Genomic DNA, 24502 nt, shown 5'->3' with positions numbered 1-24502 from the left:
AATTTTAGCGCCAAGTCACCATCTGCTCACCTTGTTGATACAAATAGCTAAACTCATTAAAGGTCTGTAAAAAAACACCTTGGTCACTCACGCGAAATTGGTGAACACTGGCGTTAGCGATATGCCAGTTCAAATCAAAAGCTTGGACATCTGATAGTTTCATCACTTGCTGCATGATACTGGCAATCACGCCACCTGAGGTAAATACCATTGCATGTTCATGCTCGCCAGTTTGCGCCATCAAACGCTCAAAACCGTTCCAAGTGCGCTGCAAAAAGTGTTGCCAACTTTCATCATAATCGCTGTCGTACTGACCGCTTTGCCAACGGCTCATGGCTTGGGTAAAAATATCAGTAAAGCTAATTTCAGGGTGTGTTTGACTGGACAAATACGCCATAAAACTGGCTTTATCCGCAAATGGCAATCCCGCTTTATAAAGAATTTGCTCATGATTAAACTCATTAAAACTGCTATCTTCACCCAGCAACAATGGCATGGTGACACTCGGATTTGCCTGATTTTTTAAAGCGTTTTGCACATGGTGAGTGATTTCGGTTAGTTCAATGCCTTCACGGGTCACATAATAATGGCTTAAAAAATGCTTGAGACTGTCCTTTTGCCGCGCCATACTGCCTGACATCAGCGCGTGCACTTGCCGACCGGACTGGCGAAAACTATCACCAAGCCACTGGGTCTGAGCGATACCTTTTGGGGACAGTTGGTCGTAATTGTCTGCGCCAAATGACGCTTGCCCATGACGGACAAGGCTGATGAGCTTCATGAAAACCCCTATGATTTATTGTTATTTTTTTCGATAAGTTCGATACAGCGGTCGTGCAAGGCGTTGACTATCACGCCAAAATCTTTAAACGCCGGGTTGTCGGTCTGCCCATGATAATAGCGGTAATAAATCTGCTGTGCAATCGCTGCCAAACGAAACGCCCCAAACACTTCATAAAAGCGCCAGTTATCCACTTTCAAGCCTGTTTTTTGCAGGTAATATTCGACCACTTCGCCACGGGTCATCATGCCTGGCAGATTGGTCGGCTGACGGCGCGTAGCTTTCATCACCGCATTGTCATCGGCTTGAATCCAGTAAGCTAACGCACAGCCCAAATCCATCAAGGGATCGCCTATCGTTGCCATTTCCCAGTCGAGCACACCAATGATGTTGGTTGGATTGTTTGGGTCTAAAATCACATTGTCAAAACGCCAGTCATTATGAATCACGCTAGTTTTGACATCTGTTGGGGTATTGGCTTTTAACCACTGGCGCACATCGGCGAAATCAGGCACATCAGGCGTGCGGGCTTGCTCATAGCGCTTATCCCAGCCCATGACTTGACGCTCGCAGTAGCCTTCGCCTTTGCCAAGTGCTACCAAATCAGGGTTTTGGGTGTAATCGACCTTATGTAAATCTATCAACGCATCGACCACCTGCCGGCACAGCTCGCTGACTTGCTGTTCGCTTAACGTCAACGCTTTGGGCAAATTGGCGCGGGGAATAATGCCTTCGATGCGATCCATGACATAAAAATCACAACCAATCACGCGGTCATCGGTACACAGGGCGACCATATTGGGGACTCGTGGGTATTGTGATTGCAGTGCTTTTTGCACTTTGTACTCACGCACCATATCATGGGCGGATTTGGCTTTGGTACCTTTGGGCGGCCGGCGTAAAATCAAATCACGGTTGGCATATTTTAGTCGGTATGTCCAGTTGGATGCGCCCCCTGAAAACTGGGTGACTTCTGGCTGACCTTGCAAAGCGATGCCTTGGCTCATTAAATACTCGGTGACCGCGTCGCTGTCAATCTCTTCGCCTTTGCGTACTGGGTTTGCAGTATCAAGCATAATTTCATCCTTGTTTTTTATCTTGTTTTTTAACTTGTATTTTTAACGAGGTCAAATAGCAAAACAACGTAACCTGACATTACGTCTTTTTTGTTAGCTAGCTATCTTTTTTGTTAACTAGCTATTAGTTATTTGCTAGTTATTTGGTCGTCGCTTGTTGGCGTTTTTTCACTTCCAGTTTGGCAATCATGCCTTTATGCACTTCGTCAGGTCCATCGGCAAGGCGTAGGCTGCGGGCTTGGTTAAAAAACATCGGCAACAGCGTATCTTGGCTTACACCCATACCCCCATGCAGCTGAATCGCCATATCGACGACTTCTTGTAGTACCGTTGGGGCGACCACTTTAATCGCTGAGATTTCGGTTAACGCTGCTTTGGTGCCAAGTTTATCCATTTTATAGGCGGCATACAGGGTTAACAGACGCGCTTGGTCAATTTTGACACGGGCGTCAGCGATACGTTCACGGTTGCCACCTAAATCAAGCAGCGGTTTGCCAAATGCACTACGGCTTAGCCCCCGATCGACGGCAAGCTCCAGCGATTTTTCTGCCGCGCCAATACAGCGCATACAGTGGTGAATCCGACCCGGTCCTAAGCGCCCTTGGGCAATCGCAAATCCCTCGCCTGCCCCGCCGATGACATTGCTAAGCGGCACACGCACGTTGTCAAAATGCATTTCGCCATGTCCATGCGGTGCATCATAATCATTAAATACTTTGAGCATGCGTTCAATCTTGACGCCTTTGGCATCTATAGGTACCAGTACCATGGTGTGCTGATGGTGGCGATCTTTGCTCTCATCTGGGGTGTGTGCCATAAAAATAATGAGTTTAGCGTTTGGATCACCTAGACCTGAAGACCACCATTTGCGACCGTTGAGCACAATTTCATCGCCTTCAACAATCGCCGTGGCTTGCATATTGGTGGCATCACTACTGGCCACTGCAGGCTCTGTCATGCCAAACACAGAGCGAATTTCCCCTGCTAATAACGGCGTTAACCATTGCTGTTTTTGGGCGTCGTTACCGTAGCGCCAAATCAATTCCATATTGCCACTATCTGGCGCATTACAGTTAAACACATGTGGGGCAATAAGACTTCTGCCAGACAACTCAGCAATATGGGCATATTCTTGAACACTTAATCCTTGACCGAGTTGCTCGTCTGGCAAAAACATATTCCATAAATTTTGCGCACGGGCTTTGGTTTTTAATTCTTCAAGTTTGGCAGGCCATTGCCAAGTCGTCCAATCGCCTGTGGGATTAAGCTTATGCGCCGCTTGCCAAAATTCTGCTTCAATCGGTTCGATTTCGGTTTGAATAAATGCTTTGGTACGGGCGATGTAGTCTTTTGCTTTATCGCTAAGTTGGAATTCCATTAGGCATTGTCCTTTTTCGGCTAAAACAATTATTGAATCAGCTTAACGGATTTATTATCATGAATAAAATGATTTTAATTAGTAAAATACTATGAATAAAATTCATACGACTGAGATGTCTTAGCCAAATTATTGAGCAAACAACCGCCCTCTACTTGTAAGGTATTATCCAAATGTTGCATAAAAACCCGTTAAAGCAGCTTGATTTAAATTTGCTTAGGCTATTTATTTATATTTTTGAGCTTAAAAATCTTACTCATACTGCAGAAGCTTTGCATTTGAGCCAATCTGCCATTAGCCATGCGTTAGGTCGTCTTCGTCAGGCGCTCGGGGACGAACTTTTTTATCGGGAAAAAGGTGAGCTGCACCCCACTCTGTATGCCAAACGGCTTTATCCCACAGTCAAACAAAGCTTTGAAAATCTCGAACAAATATTTCAAACTAACCATTTATTGAGCGACAGCAAACTTGGCGAGCTGGCGCAGCAGAGCTTTGCCACGTTAACGATTGCCATGCACGATGAAATTGAATTGATTGTGTTTAACAAATTGGTCAGCCAAATTCATCAAGTCCTGCCCAATTGCCAAATCACCAGTAGCCGGCTCAATCGCTCAGCGCTTGCGCATGAACTAAAAGTTGGACAGCTGGATTTTGCCATTGATGTGGCGCGGGTGGTGGATAGTGAGATTGTGCATCAACCGTTGTTGCGAGATGAGTTTGTGCTGGTACTGTATGCGCCAAATTTTGCGGCTGAATTGGCGAACGAACCGACTATCACCCAAGCCCAGTATTTTGCCAGTCAACATATTACTGTGTCATCACGGCGGCTAGGTCTGTCGATTGAAGATAGTTTATTGTCCAAAGCAGGTTGGCAGCGGCAGAGTAAAATCCGTTGCCAACATTATGCCACTGCTTTTCAATTGCTAAAACAAGACAAACTATTGCTTACCTTGCCGCGCCAGTTAGCCACCACATTTTTGCCACCCGCCCAAGGCTGGCAGATTTTGGATTTGCCGATTGCGTTGACTCATATCGAGTTACACGGCTATTGGCACCAACAACAACAGGTTGACCCCCTATATGGCTGGCTAAGACAGCAGATTTTTAGTGCTTTTAACTAGTTAGACTATTCAGACAATAGCTGCTCAATACGGCCAGCGTGACGCTCTTGCTGTTTAGCGAGTGTCAAACGATTGGCGATGATGATTGATTTTAACTCCGCTAATGCCACGTCGAAATTGTCATTAATCACCACATAATCAAAATTCACGTATTGCGACATTTCATTGACCGAACCAGCAAGACGTTTTTCAATCACCTCTTGACTGTCTTGTCCGCGATTGGAAAGCCGTTGGCGCAGCGATTGGCGGTCCGGCGGTAGGATAAAAATGGTCGTGGCATCGGGACGCAATTTTTGCACTTGCAGCGCACCCTGCCAGTCGATTTCTAAGATGACATCTAAGCCATTGCTCAGCATAAATTCTACTGTGGACTGGGCGGTGCCATAGTAGTTTTCAAACACTTCGGCTTGCTCCAAAAATTCACCTTGCTTAATCATATCAGCAAATATCTCGCGGCTGACAAAATGATAATGCTGCCCATCAATCTCACCAGGGCGTGGCTTGCGAGTCGAATGCGAGATACTAACCGCCAAGTCATTGGTCGTTGCAATCAGCTGTTTGACCAGCGATGTTTTGCCAGTACCGCTTGCTGCGGTGATGATAAATAATGAGCCTTTGGTCATGACATCTCCTTAGGGGTTTGATGAAGTGAGTAGTAGCCATTTTTGAATCGGCTATTTTAGCAATTTTTGCTAACAATTTCTGCGTAATTTAGCCTTTCAATACCGATTCACTGATTTTTTACGTTTAACATATTTTGCGTGTATGAACTCATGGTAAACTAGCTACATGAATCATCAATGACTGAAGAACTGCATTATGAAAATTTTACTCGCCAATCCCCGTGGTTTTTGTGCTGGGGTCGATAGAGCCATCGAAATCGTCAATGTCTGCCTTGAGCGCTTTGAACCGCCTATTTATGTGCGCCATGAAGTGGTACACAACAAGTTTGTGGTGGAAGACCTTGCCAATCGCGGTGCGGTATTTGTGGAAGAGTTGGATGAAGTGCCGGATGGGGCGATTGTGATTTTTTCAGCACATGGCGTCTCCAAAGCCGTGGAAGATGAAGCCGAACGCCGTGATTTGACAGTGTTTGATGCCACTTGCCCACTGGTTACCAAAGTCCATATCGAAGTCAATAAATTTGCCAAAACAGGCGTAGACGCGGTGTTGATTGGTCATGCCGGTCATCCAGAAGTAGAAGGCACGATGGGGCGCTTCGATCCACAATACGGTGGACGTATTCACTTAATTGAAGATGTGGTGGATGTTGCCAATCTTGACCTACCGACCGATACTGATTTGGCTTTCGTCACCCAAACCACCCTATCGATGGATGACACCGCAGAAGTGATTGATGCGCTAAAAAATAAATTCCCCAAAATCCATGCGCCTCGTAAAGATGACATTTGTTATGCCACCCAAAACCGTCAAGATGCGGTCAAGGAGCTTGCGGCGCGTTGTCAAGTGGTGTTAGTGGTGGGCTCACCCAATTCATCCAACTCTAACCGCTTGCGTGAACTCGCGGAGCGCTTGGGCGCCAAAGCGCATTTGATTGATAATGCCGGCGAAATGCAAAAAGACTGGTTTGCAGGCGTGGATACGGTAGGCGTGACTGCGGGTGCGTCCGCGCCTGAAGTATTGATTCAAGAAGTGTTAGATACCTTACAATCTTGGGGCGGCGAAAAACCTGAAGAATTATCAGGTATTTTGGAAAACGTGACCTTTAGCTTGCCCAAAGCGTTACGCTCACCCCAACTGCCTAATCCTAGTGAATCCAAGATTTAACAGAGATATAGTATCGGACAGATGGCAAGTAAAGCCGGGTATAAGTATGCTCGGCTTTTTATTGGTCATTTAATTATTGGTGATTTAAAGAATGCTTGCAGCATTTTTTCATTATTTAAAAATTAAAAAATTGTGCCGCTTGTGCTTGAAATAGTTTTAGACTCACCCTAACTATGACAACGAACCATCATAAATTGGGTTAATTATTTTTATTGTTATTCTTATTTTTAGGAGTTACTTACTATGGCAGATTCAAACAAACCTGAGCCAAAAAAACATAGCTTTGAAGCTGAAGTCGCGCAACTATTACATCTAGTCACCCACTCGCTTTATTCAAATGCGGATATCTTTGTGCGTGAGCTGGTGTCAAATGCGTCTGATGCCTGTGACAAGTTGCGCTTTGAAGGCAATCAAAACGACGCGCTGTATGAAGGTGACAGTGAATTACGCATTCGCATTGATATTGATAAAGATGCCAAAACTATCAGCTTTATTGACAATGGTATCGGTATGAATGAAGCCGATGCCGTAGAACATTTGGGTACTATTGCCAAGTCCGGCACCAAAGCTTTCTTAGAAAAATTATCCGATGCACAAAAACAAGACGGTAATTTGATTGGTCAATTTGGGGTGGGTTTTTATTCAGGTTTTATCGTAGCGGACACCATCACGGTGGAATCTCGTAAAGCAGGTGAACCTGCCAGCCAAGGCGTACGCTGGGTTTCAGACGGTACCGGTGAATTCACCACCGAAACCATCGAAAAGCCTACCCGTGGCACGACAGTGATTTTGCATATCACCGATGAACACAGTGAATACCTTGACCGCCAAAAAATCAAATCTTTAGTCAATAAATATTCTGACCATATCAGCTTGCCCATCCAAATGCGCAAAGAAGTTTGGCAAGAAGAAGAACTCACTGACGCGCAAAAAACTGCTAATTCAGAAGCAGGGGACGAAACTGCCAAAGATGAGATGCCCCAAGGTCAAATGATAACCACTGACGAATGGGAAACCATCAACCAAGCCAATGCCCTATGGACGCGCTCACCTTCAGAAATTGAAGACGAAGAGTATCAAGAATTTTATAAAAATCTTACCTATGACTATGATGAACCGCTAACTTGGACGCACAACCGTGTCGAAGGACGTCTCCAATATACCCAGCTGCTATATATCCCTAAAAAAGCGCCGTTTGACCTGTACCAACGTGAGCAAAAACACGGTCTAAAACTGTACGTCAAACGTGTATTTATCATGGATGATGCCGAGCAGTTATTGCCGATGTATCTGCGTTTTGTCAAAGGGGTGATTGATACCGCGGATTTACCGCTCAATGTCAGCCGTGAAATCCTGCAAGAGTCTCGCGATGTCAAATCTATTCGCGATGGTAACGCTCGCCGTATATTGACTGTGCTAGCTAGCCTAGCCAATAGCGATGAAGCCGAAAAACAAGAAAAATATAGACAGTTTTATGCTGAATTTGGCAACGTCTTAAAAGAAGGCTTGGGTGAAGACCAAAGCAATAAGGATAAAATTGCCAAATTATTGCGCTATGCCACTACCACTGATGACAATGTGGTCACCAGCTTTGACGACTATAAAGGTCGTATGAAAGACGGTCAAAAGGCGATTTATTATCTAACAGCTGAAAACCTTGCCGCCGCCAAAGCCAGTCCGCAACTTGAAGTGTTCAAGAAAAAAGGCATTGAAGTCATCTTAATGACCAACCCGGTTGATGAATGGGCAATGAACTTTATGTTTGAGTACGATGGCACACCGCTACAAAACATCGCCAAAGGCGCGGTAGACTTGGGTGATTTGACCGATGAAGCCGAAAAAGAAGAAGCCAAAAAGGCGGAAGAAACCTTCAAGCCTGTGGTAGAAAAACTCAAAGGCGTGTTGGGTAACCGGGCTAAAGATGTGCGCGTATCCAATCGCCTTGTCGATAGCCCTGCTTTGCTAGTGACGGCTGATGGTGAACTATCACCACAGATGATGCAAATGCTCAAACAAATGGGTCAACCTGTGCCAGAGAGCAAGCCAATTTTGGAAGTCAACCCAAACCATCCGCTCATTCAAAAATTGGAAAGCGCAGAGCAGTTCGATGACCTTGCGCAAGTGATTTTTGACCAAGCATTACTTGCCGAAGGCGGTCAGCTTGAAGACCCAGCCGCTTATCTAAAACGCATCAATGCGTTGTTGATGAAGTAAGTTATTTTGCTGACTTCAAAATAAAACTGATAAATAAAAAACGAAGCCTAGGCTGTTGCTTAGGCTTCGGTTTTTTTTGAAAACCACCGCCATCGCATCGGCTAGTGGTTGTAAGATCCACTATTTTATCAGCGCTCGGCAAGCATACATTGTTTGGGAATTTGCTTGCGATTGAGTGAGGTGATACATCCCCAACTACCATCGACTTTGCTATCACCAATGCGGTACATGGTCAGCGTCTGACCATTGAGCCAGCGATTGGGAAACGGCACCCCTCGTACTGTCGCCTGAATCATACAATGACTGTCAGTTGGGATGCTTTCTGCTTGTGTGAGCACTTTTAACACCACTTTTTGGTTATCTGTGCTTAGCGGTGTATTGACAGGACATTGACCGGTGGCTTTGTAAATGGCATCGACTCGTCCCTGTGCGCTTTCTACGATATCAAGCACTTCAAACAGCGTGGCATTGGCTTTTTGTTTGGCATAAATCGGCAAAAACTGCACTTGTATCACAAACAAAGAAAACGCATAAAACCCAAAAGCCAGCGCCAAACCTACCAAACTCACACCGCCGTGCCTGCGGATATGCGCCAGCTGTTTTTCCTCATCACGCGGGTACATTTCAATGGCATCGGCGATTTCACGGCGCGCCATCCGATAATAATAAGCATCGCTCCAACGTGCCACCATCACCGACCAAAATAACCAAATCACAAGCCCAATGCCAATACGTAGCGGCATACGAATCGCTTCATCAAGATTGCGTATCAATAAGTACTCTATCGCCACCAAAATGATGGTGACATTGAGCTGAATAAATGACCATCCCGCCACCGAATAGACAATGCTATCTAAGAATCGCTTACGGTATAACAGCCAAGGAAACGTCATCAAAAACCCTGCCCAATGCCACTTTGCCGTCAATCGCCCTGCCTGATCAAACTGGGCAAAACGCTTGAGATAATACGCCTGAGAACGATTGCCGATAAAGGCTTTGTCATACATCAGACGCTGTTTATCAGTTAGCTGTGGCTGCCAAAATGGCGGCGGTGATGTTTTTTCAAGAAATAACATGGCGATTAGGGATTATCCATTGGTTGTTTTCACTTTTTGGGGTTTTCACTTATAATAGCCGAATTTTATCACAACCACCCTTTATCACACCAACTACGATTTTTGCAAATGATGACACCCCAACATACCCAAACTTCTGAGACAGTCACTTCAGCTAGCAACGATACACCATTGTTTTCTTCCAATCCATCCACTGCCCTACAACCAAATGATGAAAACCCTGATTCATCCCCGCACTATCGCGCCATTCAAACTTTTATGAAACGCAAAACCCATGTGGGCAAAAAGGCAGAAGCTGGGTTACAGTCAGACTTTGCCCATTTTTTTGTCCAGCCCAATTTGGACGCAATACAAGCGATGGATATCGGCGGCATAACCAATTTGCGTGAGCTATTTTCAAACCCTGATGCACCTTTGACATTTGAAATCGGCTTTGGTATGGGCACAAGCTTGGTGGAAATGGCAAAAAATGACCCAACACGAAACTTTGTCGGTATTGAAGTGCATGAGGCAGGACTGGGTAATTGTGCATTTTTGGCAGGCGAACTGGGTCTAAATAACCTCAAACTCATCAGTGGCGATGCCATTGCGCTGATGCAGCAATTACCGGCGGCGCATATTGACACGCTGCAGTTGTATTTTCCCGACCCTTGGCAAAAAAAGCGCCATTACAAACGCCGTTTTGTCAGTGCTGATCGCATGAGGGTGGTGGAACGGGTGCTGAAAAAAGGCGGCATGTTTCATGCTGCCACCGATTGGGAACATTATGCCCACTGGATGATTGAAGTCATGGATAGTTTATCCGCGTTTGCAAATGTCGAAGGCAAAAACAGCGAAGGTATAGGTAACTTTTTGCCACGTCCCGATTTTCGCCCACTGACTAAATTTGAAAAACGCGGTATGGAGGAAGGTCGCGCTATTTACGATATTATGTATCGCAAAGTTTAGCGCGTTGACAATTTTATGCCGTAAACAGGATAATCACAGCGATTATCCTTTTTTTATACCTAAAATTTTTCTACAATGTGACTTTTCGTTATTAGATGGTATCTATCAGGATGTCGATTAGCGTGTGATGCCACGTAAAATCTCTATGACTGCTATCAATTTTTAGTGGTTTTATTACCTTGAATCGGGATGACCTTAGGAGTGATGGGATGACACCCGTTTATATTACATTTACGTTGTATTTGATTTTGGTGTTAGGCATCGGGTTTGCGGCATATTTTGCTACGCGCAACTTTGATGACTATATTTTGGGTGGCCGTAGTCTGGGCAGTTTTGTGACCGCGATGTCGGCGGGTGCGTCAGATATGTCAGGATGGCTGCTGATGGGGTTACCTGGGGCGATTTATGTATCGGGGCTGAGTGAATCTTGGATTGCAATTGGTTTGGTGATTGGTGCGTATTTTAACTGGCTTTTAGTGGCGGGTCGACTGCGGGTGCATACTGAGTTTAATAACAATGCGCTGACTTTGCCTGAATACTTTCACCACCGCTTTGGCGCCAACAATAAATTGATTAAAATTGCTTCGGCGGCGATTATTTTGTTTTTCTTTACGATTTATTGCGCCTCAGGCATTGTCGCAGGTGCGCGGCTATTTGAAAGCTTGTTTGAAATTGACTATGCCACGGCTATGTGGCTAGGGGCTTTTGCCACCATTATCTATACCTTTATTGGAGGATTTTTGGCGGTAAGCTGGACAGATACTATTCAGGCAAGTTTGATGATTTTTGCGCTGGTATTTGCGCCCATCATGGTTTATTTAAACTTAGGCGGTATGGATGAAATTCATGCGGCAGTCAGTATGGCGGCACAGGCAAATAACAAAAACTACGGTAACTTGCTGTTTGGTACGTCATTCGTCGGTATCATCAGTGCGGCTGCGTGGGGCTTGGGTTATTTCGGTCAGCCACATATTTTGGCGCGTTTTATGGCAGCAAATTCGGTCAAATCACTAAATAGTGCCCGTCGTATTGGTATGACTTGGATGATTTTATGCCTAGCAGGCGCGGTGGCGGTCGGTTATTTTGGGCTTGCCTATATGACGGTGCATCCTGAGCAAACTGCCATCTTAAAAGATAACAACGAGCGTATCTTTATCGGTTTGGCACAATTGTTATTTAACCCTTGGATTGTCGGTGTGGTATTGTCGGCTATTTTGGCGGCGGTCATGAGTACCCTCAGCTGTCAGCTATTGGTATGCTCAAGCGCGATTACAGAAGATTTTTATAAAGGGTTTATTCGCCCTACTGCCACGCAAAAAGAGCTGGTTTGGATTGGTCGCTTCATGGTGCTTTTGGTCTCAGCGATTGCCATTGTCATTGCCCAAAACCCAGACAGCAAAGTGTTGGGATTGGTCTCTTATGCTTGGGCAGGTTTTGGCGCGGCGTTTGGTCCTGTGGTATTGATGTCATTATTTTGGCGACGTATGACTGGCACAGGTGCATTGGCGGGTATGCTTGTAGGCGCGTTGACAGTCATCGCTTGGAAACCATTAACCGGTAGTAGTCTTTATGAAATCGTACCAGGCTTTATTTTAGGCATGATTGCCATCTATGTGGTGTCGCTGTTAACGCCCGCATCTGACAAAGTCATGGCACGTTTTGATGATGCCAATAAAGCCTTTAACGCAGCTCGATAATATTGAATGACAATTTAAACAGTAATTTAAATGACAAAAGGGTGATACAGCTATCGCCCTTTTTTTGTTTTTTATTTTCATTTTTATTGTCAAATGAAAAACAACAAAAAAGCCAAACATCAAAATGCTTGGCTTAGCAAAATACGGGACTTGTCAAAATCCTGGGCGTTAATTTATTTGCAAATGGTGGCGATGAAGAGACTTGAACTCTTGACCTCACGATTATGAGTCGTGCGCTCTAACCAGCTGAGCTACATCGCCATGTTTGGCAAATTTGCAGGATTTAGGCAGAATTTTGAAACTATTTCTTGCCTGTCATGGGGTGCATATTATGCGTATTTAACCCTATGTCGTCAAGCATTTTGTCACATTTTTTTTCATTTTCTCAAAATTTAATTTTTTGCCCGTCGTGGCTGAGCATTGGCTCCGTGTCGACCTCAAAATCACTTGAAATGACAAAAACCCGTTAACGTCACTTGAATTTTTGCATATATTTACCATAATAGTATCAACGTGCCAAAATATAATATTGGTTACTGTCACACTCCCCTAATCTCTCAACCTTATGATTTATCAAAACTATAAAAACCCATAAAAGGAAGCACTCTTGAGCGATACCATCAGCAGAACGGTCGATTTATCATCTCTAAAAGCCCATCAACTCAAAACCCTATTGGGCGAATACAATAACCATATTAAGTACCTTGAACATCGCCTGTCAGTGCACATTCACCAACGCAAAACTGATTTTGTGATTTCAGGTGAGCTTGATTCAGTCGCGCGTGCTGAGCGTATTTTGGCACAGCTTGCCGATGAAGCACAAAGCAACGACGTCATCTCGCCAGAAGATTTGCACCTGCTCGTGCAAACGAGTTTTAGCCGTGAGCAAGATTTAGCGCTAGAAAATGATGCCGCTAGCGAAAATGGCAGCGAGCGCGCCGATAGTACTGATTTCACCCCGATTAGTTTGAGAACCCGTAAAGGAAAAATCATCCCGCGCGGTTACAACCAACAGCAATATGTCAAAAAAATCTTACTGTCTGATGTTTCGTTTGGCGTAGGGCCTGCAGGGACGGGTAAGACTTACTTGGCGGTGGCTTGTGCGGTGGATATGCTAGAGCGCAATGAGATTGAGCGTATTTTGCTCGTGCGCCCTGCGGTAGAAGCCGGGGAAAAACTGGGCTTTTTACCGGGGGATTTGACCCAAAAAATTGACCCTTATTTACGCCCACTTTATGATGCTTTATATGAAATGCTAGGGTTTGAAAAAGTGGCAAAACTGATTGAAAAACAAGTCATTGAAGTAGCCCCCCTCGCCTACATGCGCGGTCGTACCTTAAATAACTCGTTTGTGATTTTGGATGAAGCACAAAACACCACTCCTGAGCAGATGAAAATGTTCTTGACTCGTTTGGGTTTTGGCTCACGTGCGGTCATCACGGGCGATATGTCACAGGTGGACTTACCTCGCGGTACCAAGTCAGGCTTGCGGCATTCGCTAGAAATCTTGGCGGATATTGAAGAGATTCATGTGACGCGGTTTGATAGCAAAGATGTGGTACGCCATCAATTGGTTCAAAAAATCGTGCAAGCCTACGACAAATACGATGAAGCGCAAGAAGCGATTAAAGAAGCCAAAAAGCAATCGCGCCTACTTGAACAAAGCCAAGCACAGTCCCAAGCCGCAAGCTCGGCTATCGGGGTGACGGATAACAATGCTCCGATTGATAAAGCACCGAATGATAAAGCTCCGATTGATAACACACCCATTGATATAGGTATCGCGGAGTAGCTTATGTCATCAGCTTTGCCAACCCAAATTGATTTAGCAGGTGATTTAGCTGGCGCTTTGCCGCAAGCGCCGCTTGGTCAAGTGCCGATGAGTCAAGTGATAATTAGTTTTGCCGAAGACTTACTTGAACTGCCAAATTTTGGCGAACTTGAAGTCTTGTACCAACAAGACAAGATTGCCGCTATTTTGCAGCAAGTTCTGCAGTATTTTCAAACCCATCAAGACACTACCGAGATACCTAGTCAACTGGGCGAATTTATCTTTCAAAAAACCGTTGAATTAGAAATTTATGTCACGGAGCCTGTGGAAGCTCGCGCCATCAATTTAGATGCGCGTGGCAAAGACTACGCCACCAATATTTTATCCTATGCCAGTGAGTTGCCTGAAGCTGTACTAGAATTACTGCCCGCACTGCCGCTAGGTGAACTAGTGATTTGCCATGCGGTGGTGGTCAGTCAAGCCCCTGAGCAAGGCAAGACAGTAGAGCAGCATCTGACCCATTTGCTGGTGCATGGTATGCTGCATTTGCTGGGTTTTGACCATGAACTTGGGCAAGCTGAGCAAGATGAAATGGAAGCGATTGAAATCGCTGTCCTTGATAAGTTATCCGTTGCCAACCCTTATGAGTAAAATTTCAATTGAGTAAATCTATCACCAAATCAGGTATTGGCATCATCTACGCGGGCGGCACTTTTGGCAGTTATGGCAAACCGCTTGCTAGCTTAGATGCTGATATTTTTTTACCTGTGTTATCACAGATTTTACAGACCCATTTTGCCACCTACCCAAACCATGCACACGACCCTGTGAATTGGCGGATATTGGATAACCATGTCATTAAAGACAGTAGCCAGTTAACGCCTGCTGATTTCGCGCATTTTTATCAATTGATACTACAAGCCATTGCGCAAGGGCTTCGCCAATTTGTGGTGCTAACAGGCACGGATACGCTCAGCTACCTGGCGGCTTTTTTGGCAGAGTGTTTTGCGGGTAGTCATATCAGTATTGTGGTGACAGGGGCGATGAGACCTTTGCTTGATAGCAATGTGTTAACCGATTACCGCATCGACGCGCAGAGCGATGCCACGCAGAATTTATTTGATGCTTGCAAACTAGCCCGTCATGGTGAGCCTGGGGTGCGGGTGTGTTTTTCTGGTGAAGATTGGCCTGCGCAAACGGTGCAAAAAATTCATAGCCATGATTTAATGGCGTTTGTGGGGCACCATCGTGCTGGTTATCCTGCCAATAGCTATACCGCAAAAATCACCCAAGCTCAGCATCAACTGTGGCTAGAAGATCGGTTGAGTCAATTGCCGCAAGTCTTTGACAGCTTGTCCCATGCCAATATTGCCACACTCTATTTAACGCCAGTGGATACGCATTTGCTCGCTGCTCGCTTGGGTAATTTATTGTCTGAAAAACCTGATGCCATCATTATTTTGGCATTTGGTGCAGGCAATGTGCCGTATACCGAATCCATTAAAAACCAATTATTACAGGCGAAAAAACAAGGCTGTCTGGTTGCAGTGACCACCCAATGCGCGTATGGTGGCGTGAGCCAAGCGTATGAAGCGGGGGCATGGCTGGCTCAATGTGAGGTTTTGATGACGGGACGATTGACCTTACCTGCCATATTTGCCCGTCTGCTTTGGTTGATTGGCAGTTATGATAACCCTGCTCGCCGCCGTCAGCGCTGGGCGCATTGTCTAAAAGATACCCACACCGTCGCCTAATAACTGATTAGTTGTTATACTAGGCTTTTTTATCGTAGGTTTTGGCAAAATTGGCTTTTTTATGACTGTAAATACTTATGCGATCAGCATTGAATTTATTGGTACTCGCTATCGCGGCTGGCAACGACAACAAGAAGTTGATAGTATTCAGCAGCATGTTGAAGCAGCGTTATCAAAGATAGCTAATGAACCCATAGAAGTCATCGCTGCGGGTCGTACTGATGCCGGCGTCCATGCGTCAAATATGATTGCCCATTTTCAAACCAGTGCCAAACGTCAGCCTTATAATTGGCTGCGTGCCGCAAATTCTCTGCTACCTGATGATATCGCGGTGCGCTGGATACAAGTGATGCCCGCTGAGTTTCATGCGCGCTTTTCTGCCATTGCGCGACGCTACCGCTATATTACCCTCAATCACCCCTTTCGACCTGCGATACTCAATCAGCAAATTACTCATGAATACGCCCCGCTTAATGTCCAACTGATGCAGCAGGCAGCGACCTATCTGGAAGGCACTCATGATTTTACCAGTTTTCGTGCCGCTTCCTGCCAATCTAATCAGCCTGTGCGCCATGTCCATTTTGCCAAATTGATTCAGCATGGTGAGCTATTGGTACTGGATATCCAAGCCGATGGTTTTTTACATCACATGGTGCGAAATATTATGGGTACGTTATTTGAAATTGGGCGCGGTGAAAAGCCAGTCGCATGGATTGAAGCATTGCTACTGAGCAAAAATCGGTCACTTGCGGCAGCGACGGCTTCTGCCGATGGGTTATACTTTATCAACGCGCTATATCCACCCCAATTTCAATCACTATTACCGGCAACAAGGCTATCCCCTATTTGGCTAAATTTGCCTGAATGACAGCGCAATGCGCGCAAATCTTTTAGCTGTTTTTTTCAATTGATTGATTTAGGGCTTAAAAGTTGCGATAACACACGCATCAGCGTATAATCTGCATTTATACATTTGACTCATAGATATAGGTATTATGGCAAAAAAAGACGATGTAATTGAATTTGAAGGCGAAGTGGTCGATACTTTACCTAACACATTATTTAAAGTGCGTTTAGAAAATGGGCATGAAATTATTGCGCATATTTCTGGAAAAATGCGTAAAAACTATATTCGTATCTTAACGGGCGATAAAGTTAAAGTTGAAATGACACCTTACGACTTATCGAAAGGACGTATCACTTACCGCGGTCGATAGTTGTTTAGCTAGATATAGTCAGTAAAAAGAGGGTGTTAACTCATTGAGTTAACACCCTCTTTTTTTCGTGACTGCTCAGGTCAATAAATTCTTACAAAAATGTGATTCTACGGTTGTCAATTGTTAAAATTTTGATTATTCTTTACCTAACCAAAGGAAGGTACTACGTCAATTCTAATTTACTGATAAGTTTTTATTAAATTAGCTGTTAGACGTGATGATTAAAATCAAACAGGGAGCTTCACATGTCATTTAAAATTTCTTCTCTTGCGCTAGCTGTTGCTACGCTTTCTACTGTTTCCATCGCAAATGCCGCCGGTCTAGACCGCTCTACCCAACCAAGCTGGGCTTTTACCGAGCAAGGTACTTTTGCCTATGTTGAGCACATTACCATCGATCCAACAATCGAGGGTAAAGATAACGCAAAGGTTGCGACAACTGACGCAAACTTTACCGCTGGTCGCAATGTCCCTGATATGGCGGATGACTACCAGTTTTTAAACTTTGGCGCAAAAGCCGATGTCAATGACACCATCAGCGTAGGGGCATTTTTTGATCAACCTTGGGGCGCAGATGTTGAGTTTTCTGGCGATAACAACTTTGTTGGTGCACCAACTTCTATAGTAAATGGTATCTATGCTCAGGCAGCAGCAGGATTGCAAAGTGCAGGTATTGCGCTCCCTGTGACCAATGCCACAGAACTGCAAACCGCTATCTCAACCATCCAAAATCAAGTTACTGCAGGGCAAGCGCGATTAGATGCAGCAAATACCCAATTAGCGAGAGCCCAAGCTGCTTTGGCTGCTAACCCTGCATTAGCACCTGTTTTAACGCCACAAATTACTGCACTTCAACAAGGGATTGCTGCAGGTACTACCCAAGTTGCGGCTGGTAACCAAGCAGTTAAGACTTTATCTACCGCACAAGCAGCTTCACAAAATTTATCTAAAGTCACAGGTGCCACCAACGTTTCTATCAGCAGCCAAAATTTCACAGGACTGTTGGGGGTAAAACTGGGTGAAAAGAAAAATATTCAAATTTATGGTGGTCCTACGATTCAGCGTTTAGAAGGTGATGTTCAATTACGTGGTAACGCTTATAAAACTGCCTCTGGGTATGATGCAAATTTTACGCGTGATACGGCTTATGGCTGGATGGCTGGGATTGCTTATTTAAAACCTGAAATTGCCCTCAAAGCCGCGTTAACTTATCGCTCTGAAATCGACCACGACGTCAATATGACGGAAAATCTTCCTGCACTTGGTGCAACGGGTGTCGGCACCAATGAAATTACTATCACCACGCCAAAATCTGTTAATTTAGATTTCCAAACAGGTATCAATCCAACAACTCTTTTAACCGCAAAAGCACGTTGGGTACCTTGGAGCGATTTTGCGATTAAACCAAAAATCTATGGTAGCGCAAGTGGTTTAAATTTAGTTTCTTATGACGATGACGCTTGGACTGCTGAAGTCGGTCTAGGTAAGAAACTATCGCCACAATTAGCTATTTCGGGCGCTGTGGGTTATGACTCAGGTGCAGGCAATCCTATCACTTCTCTAGGACCTGTGGAGGGTAACTGGAATGTGGGCTTGGGCGCAAAATACAATTTGACACCTGAATGGGCTGTCTCAGGTGGCGTTAAATACTTGATGTTTGGTGATGCCAAAGCGAAACTACCCGATGGTAGCATTGTTGGCGATTTCCAAGACAATGATGGCTGGGTATACGGTGTACGTTTATCTTACCAAAAGAAATAAGCTAACTTTCAATAACATGAAAGCCAATCTGTTCATCAGGTTGGCTTTTTTATGTGTCTAGTTAATCAATTGTTGATACAGTAAGCCTTTTATGATTATTACATAGGTGCCGCTTCAACAACATATTGTATGGTTCAATTTGCAAGATTGGTCAGTGCTATGGTGAGATTACCAATACTTGGTACCGTGACGCCATTGGTTTTTTTTGGGTAAAGTTTGGCTTTTTGCACTTGTTGGCAAATAAATTTATCCACCTCTGAATCACCCGATGTTTGCGTAATCCTGCATTTTTCCACGCCACCTTGCGCGTTGACATTGAGTTTTACTTGCAGGCTTGATAGCTGTTTTAGTGTCACAATACGGGATAAATTGGGGGGTAACTGCGTGTTAGGTTTTTTCTGCCAACTTGCATCCGCATTGCCAAAGGTGATGGGTGTTGCTGGTTTTGGTGACGAATTACTAGCTGGGACAGCGGGGATAGCTGAAATAACTGGGCTAACGGGCTGATTTGGCGTTTTTCGTATTTGAGGACGCATTGACTCTTCAGATGATTTAGGACGCTCATCGTGAGTTATAGGTTTTAAAGCATTATCGGCATTGGTATGGCTTTGGTTGGTATTAGCTGAGTTTGTGATAGTAGCTGATTTGGGTTGAGTAAGAGATTGGCTAGTGTTTGAACTTATGTTGCGTTCTATTTGCGCCGCTTGCTGTTGTTTATAGTGGGCGTTATTTTCATGCGCGTTCAGTAATGGCTGGCTAGGAATATCCAGGGTTTTTGCTTGATTTTCAGTTTGAATTTGACTTGCTGTAGATAACGAAATTTTAGGTTGACTGGCTTTTTTTTGGTTAGTCGAATTATCTATCGTTGGTCTGAGTTCGATTGGCTTGTGGGTATTATCTTTTGCTTGGTGATTCACCAGTTTAGCGGGTGTAGGGTTTGGTTTTGATAACGGTTTTTCCTTAATATCAGCTGCTTGTGTGTTATCGCTAGGATAAGCTTGTTTGGCAGGGTTCGCATGATTAATGGCGACAGGCTGCAGTTGTGAATGGTAGGTCTGCGAGGAGTGTTGAGGCTTCAGCTGGATAAAGCTAATTTCGAGCGGCTGTGTGGTTTGCGGTTTGATTTTTAATGGCGTTTGGTACTGAAAAAATAGATATAGCAGCAGCCCATGCAACGCGGTAACGATGCCAACTACCGCTACACTAATATATAGTTTTGACGATTTGTTATCGGATGATGGGGTAAATAGCATAACAGGGAAATCGCTTGATGCACGCTTGAATGATGGCAGATGATATTGCCATCTTAATATAATTGTGCCATAAATCAAATAGTTAGTTTGCTATTTAAGGCGCGTATATCGCAAAGCCAACACAACGTTTACCCGACTTTTGGTGCAGGTCATTGCACATTTTTGCAACGGCATGAGTGGTGTTTTACCGTTATGATGGCACAATAAACCTGAAAAAATGTCTTGGGAAGCCAAGCCTTTTGTTGACATAATACCCTAACGATAAACTGTTGTATTGGGGTAAAGATGATGAGCAGCACAATGAACTTGATGTGGTTTCGCCAAGATTTGCGCACCTTTGACAATACCGCTTTTGCGGCTTGCTGTGAGCATGCACAGCAAAACCATGCTGGTGTCATAGGCGTGGTTTATTTGACACCCAAGCAATGGCAATCCCACCGCAAATCGCTGTGGCAAATTGACTTGATACTGCGGCAAATCCGCGCACTTGAGCAGAGTTTATCTCAGTTGAATATTGGTATTATCATCAGAGTGGTGGATGATTTTGCCTTGCAGGCGACGGATGTGCTTGAGCTTTGCCAGCAGCTTTCTATTAGCCATGTATTTGCCAATCTGGAGTACCCGGTTAATGAAGTTGCCCGCGATCAATATATCGCCCGGCAGGCGCAGTCGTTGGGCATAGTTACCCAATGGTTTGATGATAGTCAGGTGATTGCCCCTCAGCGTATCGTCACCGACAAAGGTATGCCGTACAAAGTCTTTACCCCTTTTTACAAGCGTTGGCTTGCGATGATTGAAACCGCCGACTTAACCCTATCGCCCACCCCTGCCGCCATGGCTATAAATACCACACAAGTTGCCAAAGACAGCCGCAATACCAATACCAATACCAATGACTATATAACGATTGATGCATTTTATCGCGCTTATCTTACCCCCACCCCTGCGCTCGATAAACAGCTCAATCACGTGGGTAAGTTAGCACAATTGTTATACCCTGCCGGTGAAGCGGCTGCCCAATCACGACTGGATGATTTTTTAAAAAAACATATCGCTGATTACAATACCGCCAGAGACGTGCCCGCTTTGAATAATCACTTGGGTGCGACCAGTCGTTTATCGCCCTATTTAGCAATCGGTATGCTATCACCAAGATTATGCTATCTCAAAGCCAGACAAAAGCTGAACAGTCAGCAAGGACTGGGAAGCGAGAAAGACATCATGCGCTGGATTAGCGAGCTGGCTTGGCGCGATTTTTATTATGACGTTATGGTTAACCGTCCAGATATCGTTAAAGGCAAGGCGTTTTTGACCCCACTCGATGAATCTGTGGCTTGGCGCTATGACCTAGCCGACTTTGAAAGCTGGTATCAAGGTAAGACCGGCGTGCCGCTGGTGGATGCAGCGATGCGCTGTCTTAATGCTACAGGTTTTATGCACAATCGGCTGCGTATGGTGGTGGCGATGTATCTGAGCAAAAACCTACTGATCGATTGGCGTTGGGGTGAGGCGTATTTTATGCAGCATTTGGTAGATGGTGATTTTGCCAGTAATAATGGTGGATGGCAATGGTCAGCTTCCGTCGGTACCGATGCTCAGCCCTATTTTCGGGTGATGAATCCATTTAGTCAGGCGGCAACGCATGACCCTGACGCCAGCTATATCCAATACTGGGTGCCCGAGCTTGCAACAGTGCCAGCTAACATCATCAACGATGAGCAAAAACTGCAAACTTACCTAACACAACATCCCCACATCGCCTATCCAAAGCTTGACACCCCAACAAAAGTCTCACGAACGATGGCGATTGAGGCATTTAAAAAACCAGTTAAGTAATTGCTATCGTTAAGTGTTTTTTAATTGCCGATATAAATTATGACTAAATACACTTCCCCCTTCATCTAGGCTCATAAAAAAACCACGTTAAGGTGTTAACGTGGTTTTTTTAAAACATCTATGACTAATTAGGTAACGCATAGGCAACCATGTAGTCACCCATCTTGGTGCCAAACGAGCCATGCCCGCCTGCCATGATGACCACATACTGTTTGCCATTAATCTCATAAGTCATTGGCGTGGCTTGCCCACCAGCCGGCAAACGTGCTTCCCAGAGTTTATCGCCGTTACTGACATTAAAGGCACGGATATAATTATCTTGGGTCGCCGCGACAAACATCACATTTCCCGCTGTCGAAATCGAACCACCCAGTCCAGGTACACCGATTTTTAATGGCGGTAACTGCATCAGTTTTGGCAAGCTATCACGGATAGTACCGATACGTTTTTTCCACACGATTTGATGCGTGGTCAAGTCCACCCCTGCCACATAGCCCCAGCCAGGTTGTTTACAAGGTAATCCGACGGGCGATAAGAAAGGTTTGATTTCAACACCATAAGGCGCACCATACATAGGCTGGACGCCTTGTTCAGTGCCTGCGCCTTTTTCTTTTTGTGGACGGTTAGGATCTTGTGGGATCAAAGTACTGACGAAAGGTAACGCTAAAGGATTCATCACCGCGACTTGGCGATCGGGATTGACTGAAATACCGCCCCATTCAAATACCCCTAAATTGCCTGGGAAAACCAAGGTACCGTTTTCTGACGGTGGCGTATAGATACCCTCATAATTGAGTGATTTAAAATACGCACGGCAATATAGCTGGTCAAACATAGTCGCGCCCCACATATCTTTATCCTGTAGCGGATTCGGTGGAGCAAGGTTTAACTCAGAAAATGGCTGAGTGGCGGAGTATTTTTCACCTTTGGTTTGGTTACCGCGTTTGACCGTTTGCGGCACGGCACGTTCTGTCACCGGTACCACAGGTTTGCCAGTGCGGCGGTCAAGGACAAACACATTGCCCGTTTTGGTGGTGACATAGACCACAGGCGTGGTTTTGCCAGTTTGATCGGTCAATTCTGCAATGGTTGGCTGCGATGGTACGTCCATATCCCACAAGTCGTGATGCGTGGTCTGGAAGCTCCATAGCACTTTACCTGTGGTGCCATTGAGCGCGACAACCGAGTTGGCAAAGCGCTCTTGTAGTCGGTCACGATTACCGCCCCAAATATCTGGCGTACCAACACCAACAGGCACATATACGACATCGGCTTGGCTATCATACGCAAGCGGCGCCCATGCATTTGGCGAGTTGTGTACAAATTTTTGCCCAGGTGCTGGGATGGCATTGGGGTCTTCTGCGCCTGTGTCAAACACCCACATCAGTTTACCCGTATTAACATCATAGCCACGGATAACGCCCGAAGGCTCTTTGGTAGAGAGGTTGTCAGTCACTGAGCCACCGATAACAATCGTCGTCCCTGTCACTACAGGCGGTGACGTTGGGTTGTAGCCACCGGGATATGGGTATGGCATATCTTGTTGCAGATTGACTTCACCGTTGGTACCAAAATCGCTACAACGTTGACCCGTATCGGCATTAACGGCGACTAAGCGACCATCATTGACCGGTAAAATAATTTTACGCGGGCAAAGCGCCGATTTGGTTTGGCGCGCTTGCAAACTGGCAGCATTTTTACTGACATTGGCGTCATCGTGATACGATACCCCACGGCAAGTCAAATGTTGGAAGGTTTTGTCTGACTTGAGTTTCGGATCAAAGCGCCATTTTTGTTTACCTGTGGCAGGGTCAAGCGCAATCAAAAACTGATGCGCGGTACAAAAATATAAGGTATTGTTGACTTTAAGCGGGGTGACTTGGTTAGTGGTTTCCCCAGAATCATTGGCGGTTTTAAAGTCGCCAGTACGAAACGTCCACGCTTCTTTAAGATTTTTGACATTGCTATCATTGATTTGGGTCAAAGGTGAATAGCGCGTACCTTCAGGCGTACGCCCATAATCGGTCCAATCGCCAGGAGCAATGCCTGCCAATGGTTTTGGCGTAGGCTGCGCACGGGTGATGGTACCATTGATTTCTTGGGGGTCATGAAAAGCGGCATAACCCATCAACGCAAAAATTGATAAAATGACTAAGCCTAAACCATGTCGAACCGGGGTAAGCCAAGTATGATCAAAGAACGTTGATTGAGGTGTTAATGATGGAGTCTTCTGGTTAATTGGCTGATGAGATTTAGCATAGCGGGTGATATGTGGTAACCATAGCCAAATCCCCATAAAGGTTAAAATATCAAGTCTAGGTGCGAGTGCCCAAAAATCGCTGCCCACTTCCCATAGCGACCATACCGCTGTCACAACCAATAAGGCAGCAAACAGCCACAGCGCCAATGCAGCGCGGTTTTTAAGCAACACTGCCGTAGCTAATATCCAAAGACCGGCTACCAAGTAGTACCACGAGCCGCCCAAACTAATGAGATAAATCCCGCCAAACAATAATACAAATCCTATAATGGCAAAAATCGCCATAGTGATATAGGGTGGTTTTACCGTATTGATTGCTGACGAGGGTGTATTTTGATGATTGCTTATTGTCATATCACCCTCCTTATTTTCCCGTGATTATAGAGCGGGCTATTCACCCTTTAATGCTACAGACTTGTAGCGTAATGTTGGTAATTAGTAAGTTGACCTTTCTGATTGCAAATTGCCTGTTTTATACGTACAAAATTTATTAATTTGTTGCATAAATTATTTTTTAACTATCTACTTTTATTGAATTTGTAAAACTTCTAACAAAATTAATCTTTGTCAAC

At 45.0% G+C, this 24502-nt stretch carries 19 protein-coding genes and 1 tRNA gene; 12 read left to right on the top strand and 8 right to left on the bottom strand.

Annotated elements, in window-relative coordinates:
* Positions 1-4: 4 nt before the first annotated feature.
* The 3 genes from H9W84_RS04390 to H9W84_RS04380 form a co-directional block, all read right to left on the bottom strand.
* Complete coding sequence (locus H9W84_RS04390) at positions 5-781, bottom strand: histidine phosphatase family protein (protein WP_239741902.1); 777 nt, start codon at positions 779-781, stop codon at positions 5-7.
* Between the two features lie 8 nt (positions 782-789).
* Positions 790-1857 (bottom strand): phosphotransferase family protein, encoded by a 1068-nt coding sequence (locus H9W84_RS04385; protein ID WP_201664381.1) that lies wholly within the window; start codon positions 1855-1857, stop codon positions 790-792.
* Positions 1858-1996: 139 nt separating this feature from the next.
* Complete coding sequence (locus tag H9W84_RS04380; protein WP_239741899.1) at positions 1997-3235, bottom strand: acyl-CoA dehydrogenase family protein; 1239 nt, start codon at positions 3233-3235, stop codon at positions 1997-1999.
* Between the two features lie 173 nt (positions 3236-3408).
* On the opposite strand from H9W84_RS04380, the gene H9W84_RS04375 reads away from it, so the two are divergent.
* On the top strand, positions 3409-4356 hold the full coding sequence (locus tag H9W84_RS04375; RefSeq protein WP_239741898.1) for a LysR family transcriptional regulator: 948 nt from the start codon (positions 3409-3411) through the stop codon (positions 4354-4356).
* Positions 4357-4361: 5 nt separating this feature from the next.
* Here H9W84_RS04375 and gmk read toward each other — a convergent pair whose 3' ends face one another.
* Positions 4362-4979 (bottom strand): guanylate kinase, encoded by a 618-nt coding sequence (gmk, locus tag H9W84_RS04370; protein ID WP_239741896.1) that lies wholly within the window; start codon positions 4977-4979, stop codon positions 4362-4364.
* A gap of 196 nt (positions 4980-5175) precedes the next feature.
* On the opposite strand from gmk, the gene ispH reads away from it, so the two are divergent.
* Together ispH and htpG are read left to right on the top strand one after the other, a co-directional pair.
* Positions 5176-6144, top strand: a complete 969-nt coding sequence (ispH, locus tag H9W84_RS04365; protein WP_138019062.1) for a 4-hydroxy-3-methylbut-2-enyl diphosphate reductase — start codon at positions 5176-5178, stop codon at positions 6142-6144.
* A 243-nt stretch (positions 6145-6387) separates the two neighbouring features.
* Positions 6388-8358: a molecular chaperone HtpG gene (gene htpG, locus H9W84_RS04360; RefSeq protein ID WP_239741894.1), complete on the top strand. Its 1971-nt coding sequence runs from the start codon at positions 6388-6390 to the stop codon at positions 8356-8358.
* A gap of 128 nt (positions 8359-8486) precedes the next feature.
* Here the strand turns inward: htpG and H9W84_RS04355 are convergent, their stop codons facing one another.
* Positions 8487-9434 (bottom strand): pilin, encoded by a 948-nt coding sequence (locus H9W84_RS04355; RefSeq protein ID WP_239741893.1) that lies wholly within the window; start codon positions 9432-9434, stop codon positions 8487-8489.
* Positions 9435-9542: 108 nt separating this feature from the next.
* Here H9W84_RS04355 and trmB point away from each other — a divergent pair, with 108 nt between their 5' ends.
* Positions 9543-10382 carry a tRNA (guanosine(46)-N7)-methyltransferase TrmB gene (gene trmB / locus H9W84_RS04350; RefSeq protein ID WP_239741891.1) on the top strand — a complete coding sequence of 280 codons (840 nt, stop codon included), beginning with the start codon at positions 9543-9545 and terminating at the stop codon, positions 10380-10382.
* Positions 10383-10591: 209 nt separating this feature from the next.
* The gene (putP, locus tag H9W84_RS04345) at positions 10592-12079 is read left to right on the top strand and encodes a sodium/proline symporter PutP (RefSeq protein ID WP_099807835.1); all 1488 of its coding nucleotides are present in this window, start codon (positions 10592-10594) and stop codon (positions 12077-12079) included.
* Between the two features lie 184 nt (positions 12080-12263).
* Here the strand turns inward: putP and H9W84_RS04340 are convergent.
* A tRNA-Met gene (locus H9W84_RS04340) sits at positions 12264-12340 on the bottom strand.
* A gap of 346 nt (positions 12341-12686) precedes the next feature.
* On the opposite strand from H9W84_RS04340, the gene H9W84_RS04335 reads away from it, so the two are divergent.
* The 6 genes from H9W84_RS04335 to H9W84_RS04310 all read left to right on the top strand — a co-directional run bounded on the left by H9W84_RS04335 (position 12687) and on the right by H9W84_RS04310 (position 18581).
* Positions 12687-13871 carry a PhoH family protein gene (locus H9W84_RS04335; RefSeq protein WP_239741890.1) on the top strand — a complete coding sequence of 395 codons (1185 nt, stop codon included), beginning with the start codon at positions 12687-12689 and terminating at the stop codon, positions 13869-13871.
* Between the two features lie 3 nt (positions 13872-13874).
* Entirely contained in the window at positions 13875-14501 is a 627-nt protein-coding gene (gene ybeY / locus H9W84_RS04330) for an rRNA maturation RNase YbeY (protein WP_239741887.1), read from the top strand.
* A gap of 8 nt (positions 14502-14509) precedes the next feature.
* Positions 14510-15604, top strand: a complete 1095-nt coding sequence (locus tag H9W84_RS04325) for an asparaginase (protein ID WP_239741886.1) — start codon at positions 14510-14512, stop codon at positions 15602-15604.
* Between the two features lie 61 nt (positions 15605-15665).
* Entirely contained in the window at positions 15666-16472 is an 807-nt protein-coding gene (gene truA / locus H9W84_RS04320; RefSeq protein ID WP_239741884.1) for a tRNA pseudouridine(38-40) synthase TruA, read from the top strand.
* Between the two features lie 127 nt (positions 16473-16599).
* A complete protein-coding gene (gene infA / locus H9W84_RS04315; protein WP_007116282.1) occupies positions 16600-16821 on the top strand; it encodes a translation initiation factor IF-1 in 222 nt (73 codons plus the stop codon).
* A 245-nt stretch (positions 16822-17066) separates the two neighbouring features.
* Positions 17067-18581, top strand: coding sequence for an OmpP1/FadL family transporter (locus tag H9W84_RS04310; RefSeq protein WP_239741881.1), 1515 nt, complete (start codon positions 17067-17069; stop codon positions 18579-18581).
* Between the two features lie 134 nt (positions 18582-18715).
* On the opposite strand, the gene H9W84_RS04305 is transcribed toward H9W84_RS04310, so the two are convergent.
* Complete coding sequence (locus H9W84_RS04305) at positions 18716-19834, bottom strand: energy transducer TonB (RefSeq protein ID WP_239741879.1); 1119 nt, start codon at positions 19832-19834, stop codon at positions 18716-18718.
* A 285-nt stretch (positions 19835-20119) separates the two neighbouring features.
* Between H9W84_RS04305 and H9W84_RS04300 the strand changes: the two genes are divergently transcribed.
* Entirely contained in the window at positions 20120-21670 is a 1551-nt protein-coding gene (locus tag H9W84_RS04300; RefSeq protein WP_239741878.1) for a cryptochrome/photolyase family protein, read from the top strand.
* Positions 21671-21794: 124 nt separating this feature from the next.
* On the opposite strand, the gene H9W84_RS04295 is transcribed toward H9W84_RS04300, so the two are convergent.
* Positions 21795-24284, bottom strand: coding sequence for a glucose/quinate/shikimate family membrane-bound PQQ-dependent dehydrogenase (locus H9W84_RS04295; protein WP_420846645.1), 2490 nt, complete (start codon positions 24282-24284; stop codon positions 21795-21797).
* Between the last annotated feature and the right edge of the window lie 218 nt (positions 24285-24502).

This window comes from Moraxella tetraodonis, from assembly GCF_022359095.1.
Taxonomy (GTDB): domain Bacteria; phylum Pseudomonadota; class Gammaproteobacteria; order Pseudomonadales; family Moraxellaceae; genus Faucicola; species Faucicola tetraodonis.
Note: the sequence above shows the minus strand (reverse complement) of the source record. Positions and strands in the feature narration are given on the sequence as shown.

Bases quoted from the DNA above. Each gene is read 5' to 3' on its own strand.
- H9W84_RS04355 (WP_239741893.1), bottom strand. From the start codon at position 9,434: ATGTTATTTCTTGAAAAAACATCACCGCCGCCATTTTGGCAGCCACAG.
- H9W84_RS04390 (WP_239741902.1), bottom strand. From the start codon at position 781: ATGAAGCTCATCAGCCTTGTCCGTCATGGGCAAGCGTCATTTGGCGCA.
- trmB (WP_239741891.1), top strand. From the start codon at position 9,543: ATGATGACACCCCAACATACCCAAACTTCTGAGACAGTCACTTCAGCT.
- H9W84_RS04295 (WP_420846645.1), bottom strand. From the start codon at position 24,284: ATGACAATAAGCAATCATCAAAATACACCCTCGTCAGCAATCAATACG.
- putP (WP_099807835.1), top strand. From the start codon at position 10,592: ATGACACCCGTTTATATTACATTTACGTTGTATTTGATTTTGGTGTTA.
- truA (WP_239741884.1), top strand. From the start codon at position 15,666: ATGACTGTAAATACTTATGCGATCAGCATTGAATTTATTGGTACTCGC.
- infA (WP_007116282.1), top strand. From the start codon at position 16,600: ATGGCAAAAAAAGACGATGTAATTGAATTTGAAGGCGAAGTGGTCGAT.
- gmk (WP_239741896.1), bottom strand. From the start codon at position 4,979: ATGACCAAAGGCTCATTATTTATCATCACCGCAGCAAGCGGTACTGGC.
- H9W84_RS04385 (WP_201664381.1), bottom strand. From the start codon at position 1,857: ATGCTTGATACTGCAAACCCAGTACGCAAAGGCGAAGAGATTGACAGC.
- htpG (WP_239741894.1), top strand. From the start codon at position 6,388: ATGGCAGATTCAAACAAACCTGAGCCAAAAAAACATAGCTTTGAAGCT.
- H9W84_RS04300 (WP_239741878.1), top strand. From the start codon at position 20,120: ATGATGAGCAGCACAATGAACTTGATGTGGTTTCGCCAAGATTTGCGC.
- H9W84_RS04305 (WP_239741879.1), bottom strand. From the start codon at position 19,834: ATGCTATTTACCCCATCATCCGATAACAAATCGTCAAAACTATATATT.
- ybeY (WP_239741887.1), top strand. From the start codon at position 13,875: ATGTCATCAGCTTTGCCAACCCAAATTGATTTAGCAGGTGATTTAGCT.
- H9W84_RS04380 (WP_239741899.1), bottom strand. From the start codon at position 3,235: ATGGAATTCCAACTTAGCGATAAAGCAAAAGACTACATCGCCCGTACC.
- H9W84_RS04310 (WP_239741881.1), top strand. From the start codon at position 17,067: ATGTCATTTAAAATTTCTTCTCTTGCGCTAGCTGTTGCTACGCTTTCT.
- ispH (WP_138019062.1), top strand. From the start codon at position 5,176: ATGAAAATTTTACTCGCCAATCCCCGTGGTTTTTGTGCTGGGGTCGAT.
- H9W84_RS04375 (WP_239741898.1), top strand. From the start codon at position 3,409: ATGTTGCATAAAAACCCGTTAAAGCAGCTTGATTTAAATTTGCTTAGG.